This window comes from Streptomyces sp. NPDC007917 (genome assembly GCF_042959105.1).
Lineage (GTDB): Bacteria > Actinomycetota > Actinomycetes > Streptomycetales > Streptomycetaceae > Streptomyces.
The window spans coordinates 586,312-604,028 of the sequence record NZ_JBIBKK010000003.1 but is presented as its reverse complement, the minus strand read 5'-3'; the positions used below and the strand labels follow the sequence as shown (position 1 = coordinate 604,028).

The window sequence follows — 17,717 nt, the reverse complement described above, 5'->3', positions numbered from 1 at the left end:
TTACGGAACAGGCAGGTGGACGCGCACATGCGATACTCGGCGGTCGTCAATTCATGGAACGAGTGGGATCCGCTCCAGGAGATCGTGGTCGGCTCCGCCGACAACGCCTGCTTCGAGCCCACGGAGCCCGGCAGCCGCCCCGCGGTGCGCGACGCCCCCGACGCGCCGTTCCCCACCGGGCCGAAGTCCGAGGAGGCCGTCGAGCGGGCCAACGAGGAACTGGCCGGTCTTGTGGCGCTGTTGAAGTCCCAGGGCATCACGGTGCGCCGCCCGGAGCCGCATGACTTCTCCGCCCCGGTCCGCACCCCCGGCTTCGCGGTCGAGAACCAGTACTGCGCGGTCTGCCCGCGGGATGTGATGATCACGATGGGCAACGAGATCATCGAGGCCACCATGTCGCGCCGGGCCCGGTACTTCGAGTACCAGCCCTATCGCAAGCTGGTGTACGAGTACTGGAACGCCGACCCGGGCGTCGAGTGGACGACCGCGCCCAAGCCGTCGATGCGCGACGGGATGTACCGCGAGGAGTTCTGGGAGTGGCCGCTGGAGCAGCGGCACGCGCGGATGCACTCCTTCGAGTTCTGTGTGGGCCAGGACGAGGTGGTCTTCGACGCCGCCGATATGAGCCGGCTGGGGCGCGACATCCTGGTCCAGGAGTCGATGACCACCAACCGGGCGGGCATCCGCTGGCTGAAGCGGCATCTGGAGCCGCGCGGCTTCCGGGTCCATACGGTCCACTTCCCGCTGGACTTCTTCCCCTCGCACATCGACTGCACCTTTGTGCCGCTGCGCCCGGGACTGGTCCTCACCAACCCCGAGCGGCCGCTGCGCGAAGGCGAGGAGAAGATGTTCCTCGCGAACGACTGGGAGCTGGTCGACGCCCCGCAGCCGGTCCTGGGCAATGACGAGATGCCCCGGTACTGCCAGTCCTCCAAGTGGCTCTCGATGAACGTGCTCAGCATGTCGCCGACCAAGGTGATCTGCGAGGAGCGGGAGAAGCCGCTCCAGGACCTGCTCGCCAAGCTCGACTTCGAGGTGTTCACCGTTCCCTTCCGCCATGTGTTCGAGTACGGGGGCTCGCTCCACTGCGCCACCTGGGACGTGCGCCGCGAGGGCACCCGCGAGGACTACTTCCCCGCTCTCCGGTACCAGCCCCTCGTCTGACGCACGGCCGGGACACCAGGGCGAAAAACCTGGTGCCCCGCCCGTGCCGGGTTCCCTACACTCGCCATGCATCGCGCGCCACTTCGACATGACGGCGCGCCCGTGACGAACGAGGGGAGCCGGCCGTGTGTGACCGCACCGCTGACACCCCTGTCGTCGTTCTCCCGTCACGGTACGAGGTGATCCTGGTGTCTTCGGGCGCCCGGTGCCGGCTGCGCGGCCGGCGCCGGATGCCCGTGACGAACGCCCCGGCTCCCTGGGAGTTCCGCCCGGCCTGACCACAGGCCGTTTCGTCCGGGAATCGCGCCGCCCTGTTCTGGATCATCCTGAAAGGCCTTGGGCCGTGCGTACCGACTTCACCCGTCACCGTCCTTCCGCCACCGCGTTGGCTCACTCCTTGTCCGGCGTCCGCAACCTGGGCATCCTCGCCCATGTGGACGCGGGCAAGACCACCGTCACCGAGCGGATCCTGTACCTCACCGGGACCACCCACAAGCGTGGCGAGGTCCACGACGGCACCACCGTCACCGACTTCGACTCCCAGGAGCGCGACCGTGGCATCACCATCTTCGCGGCAGCGGTGAGCTGCGCCTGGGACGGCCACCGGATCAATCTCATCGACACCCCCGGCCATGTGGACTTCTCGGACGAGGTGGAACGCTCGCTGCGGGTGCTCGACGGGGCCATCGCGGTGTTCGACGCCGTCGCGGGGGTCGAGCCGCAGAGCGAGTCGGTGTGGCGCCAGTGCGACCGGCACGGCGTGCCGCGGATCGCCTTCGTCAACAAGATGGACCGCGCCGGCGCCGACCTGGACGCGGCGGTCGAGTCGATCCGGGAGCGGCTGCATCCGGCCCCGCTGGTCGTCCAGGTGCCGATCGGCACGGAGGACGGGTTCACCGGGGTGGTGGATCTGCTGCGGATGCGCGCGCTGGTGTGGCCCGACGGCCACGGCACGTACGAGGAGGGCCCGGTGCCCGACGCCCTGCGTCAGGAGGCGCTGCGGCGGCGCCGACTGCTGGAGGAGGCGGTGGCGGAGCTCCATCCGGGCGCGCTGGAGGAGTTCTGCGTTGAGTCGGCACTCTCCACACCGACACTTGCCGCGGCGCTGCGCGAGCTGACCCGCGGCGGTGAGGGCGTGGTGGTGCTGTGCGGCTCGGCCTATCGCAACCGCGGCATCGAGCCGCTGCTGGACGCCGCGGTGGCGTATCTGCCCTCGCCGCTGGATGTTCCGGCGGTGCGCGGCACCCGGGGCGAGGCGGTGGAGGAGCGGGCCGCCGACCCCACGGGGCCGTTCGCGGCGCTGGTGTTCAAGGTGTCGGCGACCGCCACCGGGCGGCTGACGTATCTGCGGGTGTATTCGGGGACGGTCGACAAGGGAGAGGCGGTGTTGGACGTGGGCGCGCGGCGCACCGAGCGGATCGGCCGCATTCTGCGGGTCCAGGCCGACCGGCACTCGGAGGTGGACCGGGCGGTGGCCGGGGACATCGTCGCGGTGGTCGGGCCGAAGGCCGCCCGCGCCGGGGCCACGCTGTGCGCGCCGTCGGCTCCGCTGCTCCTCGAGGCGCCCACGGTCGCCGACCCGGTGGTCTCGGTGGCGGTCGAGGCCCGCGGCCGCGCCGACGCCGACCGGCTGTCCACGGCGTTGGCGCGGCTGGTGGAGGAGGACCCCTCGCTCGTGGTCAGGACGGACTCCGAGACGGGGCAGACGGTGCTGTCGGGGATGGGCGAGCTCCATCTGGAGGTGGCGGTGGAGAAGCTGCGCCGCGCCCAGGGTCTTGACGTCGCCGTCGGGCGGCCGCGGGTGGCCTACCGGGAGACGGTGGTGCGCGGGGTGTCCGGGCTGGTGTACCGGCATGTCAAGCAGGACGGCGGCGCAGGTCAGTTCGCCCATGTCGTGCTCGACACGGAGCCGCTGGAGGCCGAACCGGACGCCGCACCGGCCACCGGGGGCACGGCCTTCGCGTTCCGCTCGACCGTCGTCGGCGGGCGGGTGCCGCAGGAGTACGTCCGGGCGGTCGAGGCCGGCTGCCGGGACGCGCTGGCCGAGGGGCCGCTCGGCGGCCACCCGGTGACCGGCGTGCGGGTCACCCTGACCGACGGGGCCACCCATCCCAAGGACTCCTCGGAGATGGCGTTCCGTACGGCCGGGCGGCTCGCGCTCCGGGAGGCGCTGCGCGCCGGCACGATGGTGCTCCTGGAGCCGGTGGCCGAGGTCACGGCCACGGTGCCCGAGGACGCCGTGGGCGCGGTGCTCGGCGATCTGGCGGCGCGGCGCGGCCGGGTCTCGGGCACGGTCGCGCGGGCGGGCACGGCGGTCATCACGGCGACCGTGCCGCTGGCCGAGTTGTTCGGCTACGCGACCAGGTTGCGCAGCCGGACCCAGGGCCGGGGCACCTTCACCACCCGGCCCGCCGGCTACGCCCCCGCGCCCGACGCGGTGACCGCCGGGGCACCGGCCCGGTAGACCGGCGACGGCCCCGGTGGGCTATCGCCCAGGCAGAGCGACGGCCCCGCCCCTGACGCGGGCGGGGCCGTCCCGCCCCCGGCCCGCTCACACCGTCGCGGGCGATCGCTCGTCCCCCGCCGCCAGCCGGCCGCCGTCCCGGGCGATCCAGTACCGCCGCAACACATCGAGCACCACGGACACCTCGCACGCGGTGATGCCGGGGAGGTTGGCCAGATCGCTGGTGAGCAGCTCGGCCAGGCCCTCCTCGTCCTGGAACACCCCGTGGTGGATCACCGCTGAGGTGCCCGCGACCGTCGACACATAGCGCGCCGAGGGGTGCCGGGCCAGCGTGTCGGCCACTTCCTGGATGGCGCCGGGCGCGGCCTGTACGGCGACGACGACCTCCAGCGCATGGCCGAGGAACGCCGGTTCTATCTCGACGCGCGGACGTACCAGGCCGCGCCGGAGCAGCGACTGGATCAGCCGGTAGGCGGTCGACTGGCTGATCCCCGCCGTACGGGCCACTTCGGCCGCGCTCGCCCGCCCGTCGTGGCGCAGCAGTTCCACGGCGCGCAGTTCGTCGGCGCTGAACTCGGCCGCGCCGACGGGTTCGTCCCGGGGGTCGGCCAGCGCCCGCAGGGCGCTCACCTGGTCCCCGTCGAGCCGGTGCAGCCGCCAGGAGTCGGATTTGGTCGCGGCCCGCAGCACCAGTTCGCTGTGCGCGGACCGCACCCCCGGCACCGAGGGGATGTTCGTCATCAGCAGCTCCCGGGCCCGGCTCCGCCGGGCCGCGTGGAGCGAGCAGTAGACGTCGGAGCGTCCCGTGGTGGTGGCGACGAACGGGACTTCGGGCAGCTCGGAGAGGTGGCGGGCGACCTGTCGGGCCTGCCCGGGGGCGGTGGACACCCACACGTGCAAGGGGTTTCCCTCGGCCAGCACCGGCCACTCCACCTGCCCGATCACCCGCAGCAGACGCTCCTCCTCCAGCCGGGCCAGCCGGCGCCCGACGGTGCTGGCCGAGGCACCGAGCACATCGGCGAGCGCGCTCAGCGGTGCCCGCGGCGCCACCTGCAAGGCGGCCACCAGGTCGAGGTCGGCGTCGTCCAGCCGTGGAGTCTCCCGCATGGAGCCCATGGTACGGCTAAGCGAATGCATCACGCGATTGATGCGCTGAGTGTGAATGATTCATGCGTAACAAGCCTTTTACTTGCCTCATTCCGTCATCGCCTCTCTAATGGACCACCACGCAGCGCCCCTGAACGTAAGGAAGTGCCGACGGTGAGCCCCAACGACGCCACGACCACGCCCGACCACGACCCCCGCCGGCCGCCCCCGCAATCCAGCGACGAGACCTCGGCGGCGCTGTCCGGGCTGCTCCGGGTGCTCGGGGCCGTCGAGCGGGCGGGCAACAAACTGCCCCACCCCTTCTGGCTGTTCGGGATACTGAGCGCCCTGCTCGCCCTGGTCAGCTGGGGGCTGGCTGCCGCCGATGTCTCGGCGCCCAACCCGGCAGGCGGCGAGGACGTGGTGGTGCGCAGCCTGCTGTCGGTCGACGGTGTGCGGTCGATGATCAACGACGCGGTGACCAACTACGCCACCTTCCCGCCCCTGGGCACGATCCTCGTCGTCATGCTGGGCGTGGCGGTCGCCGACCGGTCGGGGCTGCTGACCGCGATGCTGCGGGCCGGGGTCGGCAAGGTCCCGGCCCGGTGGATGACCTTCGCCGTGGCCTTCACCGCCATGGTCTCCCACATCGCCTCCGACGCCGCCTACGTCGTGCTGGTGCCGCTGGGCGGGCTGGCCTTCCGGGCGGTCGGGCGAAACCCCGTCCTCGGGATCGTGGTGGCGTACGTCGGGGTGTCCGCCGGCTATGACGCGAGCCCGCTGATCACCCCCATGGACGCGGTGCTCTCCGGGCTCACCACGGCCGCCGCGCACACCGTCGACGCCGGCTACACCGTCACCCCGCTGTCCAACTACTTCTTCTCCCTCGGCTCCTCGGTGGTGCTGGCCGCCGTCATCACCTTCGTCACCGAGAAGGTGCTGACCAAGCGGGTGGCGGCGCTGCCGCCCGAGGCGGAGGAGGTCCAGGACGACCCGGGTCTCGGCGAGTTGGAGCTGCGCGGCGAGGAGCGCCGCGGGCTGCGCCGCGCGGGGTTCACCCTGCTGGCCTTCCTCGGGGTGATCGTGGTGGCCATGATCCCCTCGGGCTCACCGCTGCGGGGCGAGGGCGGATCCATCGTCGAGTCACCCGTGCTCTCCGGTATCGCGGTGGTGCTCGGGGTACTGTTCGCCCTGCTCGGCGCGGTCTACGGGCGCGCGGCCGGCACGGTGCGAAACGGTCGGGACATCCCGGACTTCATGGCGCAGGGGATGCGGGAGATGGCCCCGATCCTGGTGTTGTTCTTCGCCATCTCCCAGTTCCTCGCCTACTTCAAGTGGACCGGCGTCGGCCAGGTGCTCGCCGTGCGCGGCGCCGACCTGCTCAAGGACCTGGGGGTGACCGGGCCCCTGGCCTTCCTGGGCATCCTGGTCGTCTGCACGGTCATCAACCTCGTCATGACCAGCGGCTCCGCCATGTGGGCGCTGGTCGCCCCGGTGTTCGTGCCCATGCTGATGCTGCTGGACGTGCCGCCGGAGGCGACCCAGGCCCTCTACCGCATCGCCGATTCCTGCACCAATGCGATCACCCCGATGAGCGCGTACTTCATCATGGCCCTCGGTTTCCTCCAGCGATACCGGCGCTCCGCGGGCATCGGCACCCTCGCCTCCCTCACCCTGCCGCTGTCCGTGGCCATGCTGGTGGCCTGGACGCTGTTCTTCTACGCCTGGTGGGCGCTGGGCATCCCGCTCGGCCCCGGCGCTCCGGTCCGCTGAACCCCGCACCCCACCCCCGCTCCCCGGAAGGATTTCCGCTCCATGACGCTCCCCGACCTCACCGCACTCGCCCGACGGGTACTGCCCGAGATGACCGACGATCTGCGGACGGTGGTGGAGCTGGAGACACCGAGCGACGACAAGGCCCTGCTCGACGCCGGGCTCGCCGCGATCCGCGGCTGGCTCGTCGAACGGCTCGGCGAGCCCGACGCGGCGGAGCGCCACGACGGCGGCGAGCACGGCGACGTCCTGGCCGTCACCTACCGCGGCACCGCGCCCGGCACCGTACTGCTGCTCTGCCACTACGACACGGTGTGGCCGGCCGGCACGCTGGCCGAGTGGCCGTTCGAGGTGGCGGACGGGCGGGCCACCGGGCCGGGGGTCTTCGACATGAAGACCGGGCTCGTCCAGGCCGTATGGGCGCTGCGGCTGCTGCGCGAGCTGGGGCTCCCCCACCCGTCCGTACGTCTGCTGCTCAACGGCGACGAGGAGATCGGCAGCCCGGCCTCGCGTCCGCACATCGAGCGGCTGAGCGAGGACGTGCTGGCCACGCTGGTCTTCGAGGCCGCGCAGGACGGGGCGTTCAAGACCGCGCGCAAGGGGGTCGGGCTGTTCGAGGTGGTCGCGCACGGCGTCGAGTCGCACGCGGGCCTCGATCCGTATGCCGGGGCGAGCGCCGTCCACGCCCTGGCCGAGGTCGTCCCGGCGATCGTCGCGCTGGGCTCGCGCGAGCGCGGGACCACCGTGAACGTGGGGGTGATCAGCGGCGGGACGGGGCGCAACGTGGTCGCCGCGCAGGCGCGGTGCGGCATCGACGTCCGGATCGCCGAGCCGGCCGAGATGGCCCGGATCGACGCCGCGCTGAGCGCCCTCGCGCCCTCCGACCCGCGGGTGCGGCTGACCGTCAGCGGCGGGTGGAACCGGCCGCCGATGGTGGCTCATGAGGCGTCCGTGGCGCTGTTCGAGCGGGCCCGCGCGCTCGCGGCCGAACAGGGCTGGGAGCTGCGCGAGACCGCGGTCGGCGGGGCGAGCGACGGCAACTTCGTCTCCGCCCTCGGCCGGCCGGTCCTCGACGGGCTCGGCGCCGTGGGCTCCGGCGCCCACGCGCGCCATGAGCACACCCTGCTCGACCACCTCCCCGCCCGCACGGCGCTCACGGTCGGACTGCTGCACGCCCTGGCGGCGGACGGGGGGTGAGGCGGCGGCCGTACCCGCCCCCTCCGAGGCGGGAGGGGGTCAGGTACGGCAGGTGACCTTCATCTGGGCGGCCGCGTGATGGGCCAGGTTCCAGCCGGCCGACCAGTCGTCACCGCGGTCGAGCAGCTTGACGCCGATCTTGCCCTGCTTGACCGCGAAGTTGCCCGCGTTCACCCACTGGCCGCGGTGCCCGGCCTGGTTGACGGTGAAGGAGTCGTACTTCGTGGTCCGGTCGAAGGGGTCGGTGAGGACGTGGTACGTGGTGGGGTGGCCGGCGACATCGCGGTCGTTGGGGCCCTTGGGGACGTACACCGACAGCTGGCAGCTCTTGGCCGAGGTGCCCGGCTCCCACCACCACATCACCCGGCTGTTGGCGTCCTTGGCCGGGTCGCCGGACATCGGCACGGAGGCGAACACACCGTTGCAGCCGTGGCCCACATAGCCGCCACCGCCGAGGGAGTACCAGCCGCCGTCGCCGTCGGTGAAGCGGTTCTGCTCGTAGTAGCCGCCGCGCGGCGGGGTCGGGCAACTGGGCCCGGCGTAGTCGGTGTAGATCACCTTGCTGCCCGACGACTTGGGCGCCCCTCCCCCGCCCCCACCGCCGCTCGTGGCCGGGGCGTCGGCGCCACCGCCCTTCGAGCCACCGGTACGGTCGCCCCCGGACGCGGGCGGCGCACCCGCGTCGTCGCCGCCACCACCGCCACCACTGCCGCTTCCGCCGCCGCTGCCACTGCCACCGCCGGAGCCGCCCCCGGAGCCGGTCCCGCCCGGGGCGCCCTTGTCGCCCGTGGAGGGTGCCGCGCCGTCGTCCCGGGCCGTGCCGCCCGGCTTCGGGGAGGAGGAGGTGCCCCCGGCCCGGTCCGCGGCCGTGTGCCGCGCGGCGACGGTCTTGGCGGCGTCGGTGTTCCCGTCGTCCTCGAAGCGCAGCTCGGACACGCCCGTGGAGACCAGCACCACGGCGCCGACCGCGAGACCGGCGGTCACCGGCAGCCCGACCACCGTCGTCCACACCCGGCGGCCCGGCGCCAGACCGCGCAGCGGCACCCGGGTCCGCCGGGCGAAGGTGTCCGCGAAACCGCGCTGTGCCGTCCGCTCCCTGCCCTGTGGCTTGCCCTGTTCCTCGCGGCTCGACTCGGACACCGCGGCCTCCTTCTTCTGAGAGCTGTCGTTCGTCGATCGGGGCGCTGCGGTCACCGCGGTGGCTCCGGCAGCTCGGGCACATCGAGTTCGGAGAGCGTCATCAGCTCGCTCTCCGAGGGGATTTCGATCTCCGACACCCGGTACGCCTGCCGCTCCGTCATGGCCTGGAACACCTGCCTAGCGGAGCGGCCGTTGCCGAACCGGCCGTCCCTGGGCAGGAGTTCGAAGTAGCCGGTGAGGGCGGTGCGGGCGGCGTCGGTCAGATCGTACTGGTGCGAGGCGGCGTGCCGCTCCACGATGCGCAGCAGCTCCTCGGTGTCGTAGTCCTCGAACATCAGCGTGCGGTTGAACCGCGAGGACAGCCCGGGGTTGGAGTCGATGAAGTGCTCCATCTCGTTCGGATAGCCCGCCACGATGACCACCACCGAGTCCCGGTGGTCCTCCATCAGCTTGACCAGGGTGGCGATGGCCTCCTGCGCGAAGTCGTTGCCGCCCCCGCCCTGGGCCGGGGCCAGCGAGTACGCCTCGTCGATGAACAGCACTCCGCCCATGGCCTCCTGGAACACCCGCTGGGTCTTGGGGCCGGTGTGGCCGACGTACTCGCCGACCAGCGAGGACCGGTCGGCCTCCACCAGATGGCCGCGCTCCAGCAGCCCCACGGCGGCCAGGATCCGGCCGTACAGCCGGGCGACGGTGGTCTTGCCGGTGCCCGGGTTGCCCGCGAACACCAGATGGCGGCTCAGCGGCGGGGCCGCGAGCCCGGCGCTCTCCCGGCGCTGGACCGTACGCATCAGCTTGACCAGCGACGCGACGTCCTGCTTGACCCGGGCCAGGCCGACCAGCCGGTCGAGTTCGCCCAGCAGCTCCTCCAGCGTCTCCTCCGAGGCGGGGGACTCCTCCGGCGCCAAGGCCTCCTCGGTCGCGGAGGACTGACCGGCCCCGGGTGTCGCCGGCTTCGGTTCTGGTGTGTCTTTGGCGGTCTCCGGCGCGGGCCACCGCGCGGACTTCACCCGGATCGAGACGCAGTCCACCACCTCCGGGCGGGCCCCGGGGTCGGCGCTCAGGTCCTCCGCGGCGTCCCGGACCCGGATCCGGCGCAGCGCCGGCGCCGCCCGGTCGGCCAGGTGCACCGCCGGGAAGCCGGGGCGGACGATGTCCAGGTCCTCGAAGACCCCGGCGCCGCCGCCGTCCAGGATCAGGCCGTTCTTGCCGGGCCTGACGATCCGTACGCCGGTCACCCGCGGCGCGGCCTCGCCCGCCACCACCAGTCCTGAGCCGGTCGCCTCGCGGATCTCGGTGTCGGCAACCCGCGCGGTGGCGCCCGTGGTGAACACCAGGCCCGCGGTGCCCGGCCGCAGGATCCGGCCGCCGGACACCTCGGCGTCGCCGGGGCCGAGGGTGACCCCGGCCCGCTCGGCGTCGGTCACCTCGCAGTCGGTGAGCCGCAGCGCGCCGTCCGCCCCGGCCGTGACGCCGGCGAGGCAGCGGGTCACGGCGAGCCCGGCCGCCTCGGCGCGGGCGGCGCCCGCCAGGTCCAGGCCCGACATGCCGCAGTCGGTGAGCCGGGTGTCGGTGAGCGTCACGGTGGCCTCGTCGACGGCGTGCACACCGTGTTCGGGCGTGGCGCCCGCCCGTACCCGGATGAGCGAGGCCGTGGCCCGCTCGCCGAGGTGGACCGCGCTGTAGCGGCAGCCGGTCAGCTCGCTGTCGGTGAGGTGGACGGCCGCGGTGCCGGTGGCCAGCAGCCCGTTGGCGGCCGCGTCCCGTACGGTCAGCTCGCGCGCGGTCAGCCCGGCGGAGCCGTGCGCGACCAGCGCCGTGGCCCCGGTGCGTACGACCGTGACGGCGGCCAGCCGCACCCGGGCGCCGTCGCCCGCCGCCACGCCGGAGCCCGCGCAGTCGCGCAGCACGGACGCGGTGACCTGGAGCTGCGCGGGGCCGGTGACGCCGATCGCGTCGGCCGCCGGGCCGGTCAGCTCGCAGCCGCGCAGCACGACACCGCCGGTGGCGTCCTCCGCGTCATCGGTGTTGGTTTCCGGCTCGGGCAGCGGTGAGCTGCCCAGCGCGCGGACCGACTCACCCCCGGTGTCCCGGATCCGGCAGTCCGTCAGCAGCGCGGCGGCCCGGTCCTCGGTGAGCAGCCCGCTGCGGCCGGGGCGGTCCACCAGGCAGCCGCGCAACACCGCGCGGGCGTCCTCGCGCACCCGTACGCCCGAGCCCGCCGCGGCCCGGATCTCGGTGCGCACCAGCTCCACGCGGGTGGCGCCGCCGACCACCAGTCCCGTGCCGTCGATGTCCGCCAGCAGACAGCCGGTGAGGTGGACGGCGCCGGTGGTGCGCAGCAGCACCCCGGCCAGCGCGGCACCGGACAGCACGGCGCCGGCCATGCGCAGCGCGGCGTCACCGCGCACCTCCAGCCGCCCGTACCGCACCCCGCCGCCCGTCCAGTCGGTGGCGCCGCCCGCCAGCAGCGCGGCGGGCTGGTCCGCGGCCGCGCCGCGCACGGTCACCCCGCGCAGCGTCAGCCGCGCGCCGGGCAGCACCTCCAGGGCGGGCCGGCCGGGGGCGGGCGCGGCGAGCGTCACCGCGGCGCCCGGCGGCGGGCCGTCGGCCGCGGGCGTGTCGTCGCCGTCCGGGTCCGCCGCGGCGAGCGTCACGCGTCCGGCGACGCGCACGGTCTCCTCGTAACGGCCGGGGGCGATACGGATCTCGTCGCCGTCCGCCGCGTCACCCAGCGCCGCGGCGATCGTCCGGTAGGGCCGGTGCCCGTGCGCCGAGACCAGACGCACCGGGACGTCGAGGCCGAGGGACGTCATGCGCTACCTCCGAACGGGTCGGGCGGCCGGGGTGTTACGGGGCCTCGGTGCTGAAGCCGGTCCAGGTTCCTCTGGGCCTCGTGGAGCCTGGCCAAGGCGTCTTGCTCCGCGGCGAGAGCGCGTTCGAGCTCGCTCGGCCCGGAACTGCCCCCGGCCGCCTGGTCGGCGCGCGCCGCGACCGTCTGGCGCCACTCGGCCGCCCGCCGCAGAGCCGTGTTGGCGTCCGCGACGGCCTGCTCGGCGGCGGTCAGCGCGGCGGGGTCCACGGGCGGCGGGAGGCGCGGGGCTTGCGGGACGGGCGGCGCGGGACGTGCGGGGGCTCGGGAAGCCCGCGCCTTGCCCTTCCCCTTGCCCGTGGCCGAGGGGTCGGTGGAGCCGTCCTGGCCGGTGCGGGGGCGCTTGGACGGCCCGGGTGCGTCGACGGACCCCTGGGTGTCCGCGCCGCGCGGCCGTTTGCCCTTCGAGGTAGGCGCGTTCCCGCCGTCCTGCCCGCCCCCGGCGCCACGCCGGCCACCCCCACGCTTCGGGGGTGGCTGGTCGGGGACGTGCGCCGACCAGCCGCCGCCGTCGGGGCCGGAGTTCCAGGTGAGGTCGAGCGGCGGCCGGCGGTTTCTGGCCGTGACCCCGACGGCCTCCACGGTGAAGGTGGTTCCGTCCCCGGCGGTGACCCGGATGTCCCGGCCGAGCGCCGCCGCGTACTGGGTGAGCAGGGCGTCCCGGACCGGATCGTGGCCGAGGGCGCCTCCTGAGGCGCGGAACGTCCGGAAGTCGGCCGTCGGCGGGTGCAGCCTGCCGTCCACCAGCCGTGGGAAGAACCTCTCGACATCGATGCCGGCGCCGTTGATCTGCTCCAGCATCCGGCCGAGCGAGTTGGCGCCGCCCTGCCGCAGGTCCTGGAAGGCGCGCTCGACCAGGTTGCGCATCATCTGGAGCGGGCGCAACGAGGAGTCCCCGGTGGCCCGGGCCGCCTGTTCCAGGGCGTGGAAGAAGGTGCCTGGCGCCATGGGGAGCGCTCCGCGCACCAGGTGTTCACGGCTGAAGTAGGCCAGATGACGGGCGAGATAGCCCTCGTCGTGGGTGAGCGCGAGGGACTGCGCGGCAAGCCGCATCTGCTCGGGGTCGATGCCCGCGTACAGCCGGGGCCCGCCGCCGGGCACCGGGGCGGACACCGCGAGACCCACCCGGTTCTTGCCCACGGTGCCCAGGCTGTCGTCCAGCGCAGCCGACAGGTCGGCGGCGAGCCGGGAGCTGGGCAGTTCGCCGGGCGGGTGGTGGACCGGCCACAGGGGGTCGTTCCACTTGCCCTCCCTGATGGTCTGTTTGAAGGAGTCGCGGAGCGGCTTCAGCTCGATGCCCTCGCGGGCGGCCTGGCTGTTCTGGCCCGCGCCGAGCGCGTCGCGGCTGAACAGCCGGTCGAGGGGGTTCTTGAGACCCGCGTGGTCCTGCGGCAGCTTGCCGTCCTTGTACCAGGACTTCATCAGCCGGGACAGGTCGGTCTCGGTGGACGCCTCCTGGAACCTGGTCAGATACGACACGCCCCGGTGCGGCAAGGTGTTGTTCGCGGCGTGCACCTCGCGCAGGGTGCGCAGCTCGTCGAGCGTGCTCGCCCCGATGTCCGCCGAGGGGGTGCGCAGCGACTGGTCGAGCTCCCAGGCGTTCAGCCGGTTGAGCCGTTCGCTCAGCTCGCCGAACTCGGCCCCGCCGGCACCGAACCTCACCCGGATCAGATCGTCGGTGAGCAGGGTCGCGGCGGCGTCCACGAAGAGGTTGGGTTCGGGGGCGTACGGCAACTGCGGGTGGAGCCCGGTGAGCCGGTCGCGGATCCGCATGTCCTGCTCGATCCGCCGGATGAACTCCAGCCGCATCTCCTCCAGCGGAGGCCTGGGATTCTTCCGCTCCTTCAGCGTCTCGCCGTCGAGCCTGGCCCGGGTGTCGTCGATCAGCCGGTCGGCGCCCCCGACGGGCGGTGGCTCGGGCGCCCGGTAGCCGCCCGCCATCATCAGCGGCCGCATCGGGTTGCCCACCTCGTATCCGTCCTCCACGACCTTCAGCGCGCCCTCCCAGTACTGGAAGGCGTGTTCGCCGCCGGGGACCAGGTGGGGGTAGGTGTCGAAGTCCATGATCGCGTGGTACGGGTGCAGATTGTCGGCCATCATCGAGCGGACCATGTGGCGGGTGACCTGGCTGTCGAGCGTGAGGTTGCGCGCCGTGCCGTAGGTGAAGTGGCCGGCCGGGTACGGGCCGAGCGGTGTGGCCACCAGGGCCAGCGGATGCCCGAAGGTGGTCTGCCCGAGGGCGTTCGCGATGGCCTGGCGGATCGCGGGCAGATCGGCGTGGGAGCCGTTGACCCCGATCACGACCCCGATCCGGCCGTCGAAGCCGTTGAGTTGGTGGGTGAGGGCGTTCAGGAAGCCCTGAAGGCCGTCGCCGAGCTGGTCGAACCGGACGATCGCGGTGACCACGAAGCCGAGCGGGCGCGGCTGGGTCTCGATGGCGCGGACCCAGGTCATGTAATCCGCGCCCGTCATGCCCGCGTGGCCGCCGTTTGCCAGCTGCATGAAGGCGTCGTTCACCATGGTGTGCGCCGGGGCGCCGCCCGCCACGGTGCCGGGCGGCGGCCAGAGGTGGGAGCCGCCGGTCGGCGCGATAACCACCTGGCCGGCCGGGGGCAGGTCCACGTCCATCGCGCCCGGTTCGGGGGTCAGGTCCGGCGCGGTGCCGCGTGGGGTGCCCGGGTCCGCCGCGTCGGTGATGTCGTCCATGACATCGTCCATGGCGTCGTCGGCGTCGGTCAGGGCTTGGCTCTCCGGGGACGGCGGCGGTGGCGTGCCGCCCATGGAGATGTCGGACGGGGAGGGCGAGTGCCGGGTGCCGCCCGGCAGTCCGCCCCGCTCGTGGAACATCCGGGCGGTGATGGCCCGCATCTGCTGGTGCGTGCTGCGCGGGTCGATGCCAAGACCGTCCAGCCGGGACTCCGCAGCGTCGACGCGCGCGCGGGCCGCGCCCAGCTCGTCCAGCGCGCTGAGCTGCGCGGCGGACGGCCCCCGGGAGCCGCCCTGCCCCGGCGGGGGCGTGGTCAGCTCCACCTGCCGCTCGGCCCTGCCGAGATCGGACAGGGCGCGCTCGTACGACGCCCACGCGTTGAGCCGCGCGGCGGCCTCGGAGCCGCTGGTGCCGCCCATGATGAGCTGGTGGCTCTCCCGGATGCGCTGGTTGATCGCGGCCATCGGGGACAGCCCGCCGAACCGGCCCTTGCCCGGGGACGGCGGGGCGTACGGCGGCGGCATGTCGGCCGCCGTCGCCTCCCGGTACGGCGGGGGCGGCTGTACGGCCGTGTCGGCCGTCTTGGGGAGCCCGGTGTGCGGTGTGTGCGGTGCGGTCTCGGGCGGGCGGCCGGGGTGCGCGACGAGGTCGAGCGCGTCCCCCGCCGCCTTGGCGCCCCCGCTCCCGGCGGCGTCGAGCGGGCCGCGCGCGGACACTCCGCCGGGCGGCGGAGCCGACCGCGCGCTGAGGCCGCCCGCCGAGGGCGGCGGCGGGGCGGCTCGCTCGCCGCGCAGCAGGTCCATGGCAAGGTCGTGCGCTGCGGCGGCAGACAGCGGCTCCGGCGCGCGGACGGCGCCGCCCGGGGGCGGCACGGCCGCGCCGCCGCGCCCGGGGACGCCCGGCGGCGCGCTCGCCGAGCCCGCGCGCGCAGGCGTGCCCGGGGCGGCATGGACGCCCGAGTCGGCATGGGCCGCGAGGCCCGGGCCGGGCGGCGGCGCGGCGACGGTGCCAGCGGGGGCCGACGTCGGCGCCGCGCCCGCGTGGGCGGACGTGCCCGGGGCGGCGTGGCCGTCCGGAGCGACATGGGCCGGTCCGCCCGGCGCGTGGCCGCCGAGGCCCGCATTCGGCGGTGCGGCAGCCGCGCCGTGGGCCCCCGCGACCGCCGGGGCACCCGGCGCGTGGCCGCCGACAACGCCCGGTGGCGGTGCGGCCGCGGCCCCCGCGGGCGGGGAGACAACCGCCGTGCCCCCGTGCGGCGCAGCGCCCGGCGTGGCGCCCCCGACAACCCCCGCGGGCGCTGGAGACACCGCCGCGCCGGCGGGGACCGGGGCGGTGCCCGCGACCGTGTGCGCGTCGACGGTCCGGGGGGCCGCGTCGCCGATCCGCAGGGTGATGCCGTCGCCCCGGATGGCGGTGACGGCGACATCCCCGTGGGCGAGGGCGTTCAGCTCGGGGAAGGTCAGGTCCTGCAGCGCCTCGGCGTGTCCCACCGCGCCGCGGGCCATGGTCACCCCGTCGGACACCCCTCCGGCCGAGACGGCGCCGGGGACGGACCCTTGGGCCGTGTGGGACACCGGGGACGAGGTGTGTGCGTCGCGCAGCAGGTCGATGGCGGTGTGGCCGGGCAGCAGCAGATTGTTGTCCAGCCGCACCTGGCCTGCGGCGAAGTCCATCTGATGGAGCGTCTGGAGGGCCTGGCCGCCGGGGGCCGCGTGGGCGGCCGGGACGACCAGGCCGCCCGGGCTGGTGGTCATCCCGTGGGGCAGCGGCGCGGTGGTCAGGCCGTGGGACGCGCCGCCGAGCCCCTGCGGGGTCAGGGCGCCCAGGTTGACGGTGGGCAGTTCGGTCAGCGGGGTCAGCGGTACGGCTCCCAGGGTGCCCGTACCGAGGCCGCCGAGGTGCAGGCCGCCCCCCGGGAGGAACGCGCCGGGTGGACGGATGAGCCCGGTGGGCACCAGGGCTCCGGGGCCGGTCCGCACCGGGGGGATGCCGTGCAGGGCCGCGTCCGTACGTCCCGCGTTGGCCAGCAGGGCGTGCAACTCGGGCTGGGCGATGCCGAGGACGCGCTCGCCGAAGGCCAGCCGGGCGGCGCCGCCGATGCCCAGGACGCTGAGCTCGGTGAAGTTCAGCGGGAGGAGGGTGGCGGCGCCGAGCCGTGCGAGCCGTTGCAGATTGGCCAGCGAGTAGGCGCCGGCCTTGGCCCAGGCGCCGGTCGAGGAGGCGGTGACGCGCGCCCAGTCGCTGCCGATCGCGCCGATCGCGCTGTTCCAGCCGCCCTTCAGGGCGTTGCCGAAGCCCTTGCCCAGCGCGATGACGTCGATCTTGACCAGCGGGGCGAGATGGGCGCCGATCACCATCGGGGCCACGACGATCTTGGGCAGGCCGGTGAGCGAGGAGAAGTGGCTGATCTGGCCGAACAGGCCACGTCCCGCGCCGGTCAGGCCGCCGACGACGCCCTTGAGGCCGTTGCCGAGGCCCTTGATGATGGCGCCGACGTTGATGGCCTTGGTGGTGGGGAAGAGCACGCCGAGGAAGGCCAGGCCGAGTTCGAGCCCGCTGGCCTTGCCCTGGCTGAAGTCCACGATGGTCTTGATGAGCAGGACGGCGTTCATGCCCCAGGCGATGATGCCGAGGATGCCGCCGGTGAAGACCGCGATCACCGAGATGATGATCGTCAGCCACTGGAACGCCTCCCAGAACAGATCGCAGTCGCTGACCGGCTGGACCATCAGCTCGCCCGCGTCATGGAGCTGACGGCGCAGCTCGCCCGCGGCGCCTGCCACGTCGGTGCGGGCGTCCTCGGCGCGCTGGGTGAGCTGCTGCCGCTGCGGATCGTCCTCGGGCAACCCCTGGGCGGCGGAGAGCGCCTGGTCGGCCTCGCCCTGAGCGGTCTCGACAGCGGTCGCGTAGACGCGGATGGCGTTTTCGGCCTTGCGGAAGGACTCCTCGACATGCCCGACGAAGTTGTACAGATGGCTGTCCACCATCTCGCGCAGCCGGTCGGCGGTGACGCCGATGAACCGCTGTCCGTCGCCCGCGGTGGTCTGCAGTTCGCGCAGCCCGGTGTTGATGACCCCGGCGGAGGTCGCCAGGTCGCGCATCGTGTCGGCGATGGTGTTCAGCATGGCGGGGTCACCCGGGACCGGGTCACCGCTGAGACCGAGCGCGCTCCAGTCGCCGGGACGGGTCGGCACGCTGCTCCTCCCCCTTGACGGTCAGTTGTGGCACAAGCGCTTCACCGGTGGGAACCTACACTTGGGTAACGCGCCGACGAGCGAGAACGGTTCAACGGAATGAACGGTACGTCAGACATG

Annotated in this window: 8 protein-coding genes; 4 read left to right on the top strand and 4 right to left on the bottom strand. The window is 73.9% G+C overall.

Annotated features, from left to right (window positions below; translation table 11 throughout):
• The first annotated feature begins 27 nt into the window (after window positions 1-27).
• Together ACFZDL_RS08410 and fusA are read left to right on the top strand one after the other, a co-directional pair.
• Window positions 28-1,164, top strand: coding sequence for a glycine amidinotransferase (locus ACFZDL_RS08410; protein ID WP_353593492.1), 1,137 nt, complete (start codon window positions 28-30; stop codon window positions 1,162-1,164).
• Window positions 1,165-1,507: 343 nt separating this feature from the next.
• Window positions 1,508-3,628, top strand: a complete 2,121-nt coding sequence (gene fusA, locus ACFZDL_RS08405) for an elongation factor G (RefSeq protein WP_391190693.1) — start codon at window positions 1,508-1,510, stop codon at window positions 3,626-3,628.
• 87 nt (window positions 3,629-3,715) lie between these two features.
• Here fusA and ACFZDL_RS08400 read toward each other — a convergent pair whose 3' ends face one another.
• Window positions 3,716-4,735, bottom strand: coding sequence for an Lrp/AsnC family transcriptional regulator (locus tag ACFZDL_RS08400; protein ID WP_353593494.1), 1,020 nt, complete (start codon window positions 4,733-4,735; stop codon window positions 3,716-3,718).
• Window positions 4,736-4,888: 153 nt separating this feature from the next.
• On the opposite strand from ACFZDL_RS08400, the gene ACFZDL_RS08395 reads away from it, so the two are divergent.
• Complete coding sequence (locus tag ACFZDL_RS08395) at window positions 4,889-6,487, top strand: AbgT family transporter (protein ID WP_353593495.1); 1,599 nt, start codon at window positions 4,889-4,891, stop codon at window positions 6,485-6,487.
• A 42-nt stretch (window positions 6,488-6,529) separates the two neighbouring features.
• Window positions 6,530-7,684 (top strand): M20 family metallopeptidase, encoded by a 1,155-nt coding sequence (locus ACFZDL_RS08390; RefSeq protein WP_353593496.1) that lies wholly within the window; start codon window positions 6,530-6,532, stop codon window positions 7,682-7,684.
• Between the two features lie 39 nt (window positions 7,685-7,723).
• On the opposite strand, the gene ACFZDL_RS08385 is transcribed toward ACFZDL_RS08390, so the two are convergent.
• From ACFZDL_RS08385 to ACFZDL_RS08375, 3 genes are read right to left on the bottom strand one after another with little or no spacing between them, the layout of a single operon-like run.
• A complete protein-coding gene (locus tag ACFZDL_RS08385; RefSeq protein ID WP_353593497.1) occupies window positions 7,724-8,824 on the bottom strand; it encodes a hypothetical protein in 1,101 nt (366 codons plus the stop codon).
• 50 nt (window positions 8,825-8,874) lie between these two features.
• Window positions 8,875-11,640 (bottom strand): right-handed parallel beta-helix repeat-containing protein, encoded by a 2,766-nt coding sequence (locus tag ACFZDL_RS08380; RefSeq protein WP_353593498.1) that lies wholly within the window; start codon window positions 11,638-11,640, stop codon window positions 8,875-8,877.
• Complete coding sequence (locus ACFZDL_RS08375; RefSeq protein WP_353593499.1) at window positions 11,637-17,597, bottom strand: putative T7SS-secreted protein; 5,961 nt, start codon at window positions 17,595-17,597, stop codon at window positions 11,637-11,639. Before ACFZDL_RS08375 ends, ACFZDL_RS08380 begins: the two co-directional genes overlap by 4 nt.
• Window positions 17,598-17,717 lie beyond the last annotated feature (120 nt).

Coding starts and splice junctions, on each gene's coding strand:
- ACFZDL_RS08400 (WP_353593494.1), bottom strand. CDS start 4,735: ATGCGGGAGACTCCACGGCTGGACGACGCCGACCTCGACCTGGTGGCC.
- ACFZDL_RS08390 (WP_353593496.1), top strand. CDS start 6,530: ATGACGCTCCCCGACCTCACCGCACTCGCCCGACGGGTACTGCCCGAG.
- ACFZDL_RS08410 (WP_353593492.1), top strand. CDS start 28: ATGCGATACTCGGCGGTCGTCAATTCATGGAACGAGTGGGATCCGCTC.
- ACFZDL_RS08380 (WP_353593498.1), bottom strand. CDS start 11,640: ATGACGTCCCTCGGCCTCGACGTCCCGGTGCGTCTGGTCTCGGCGCAC.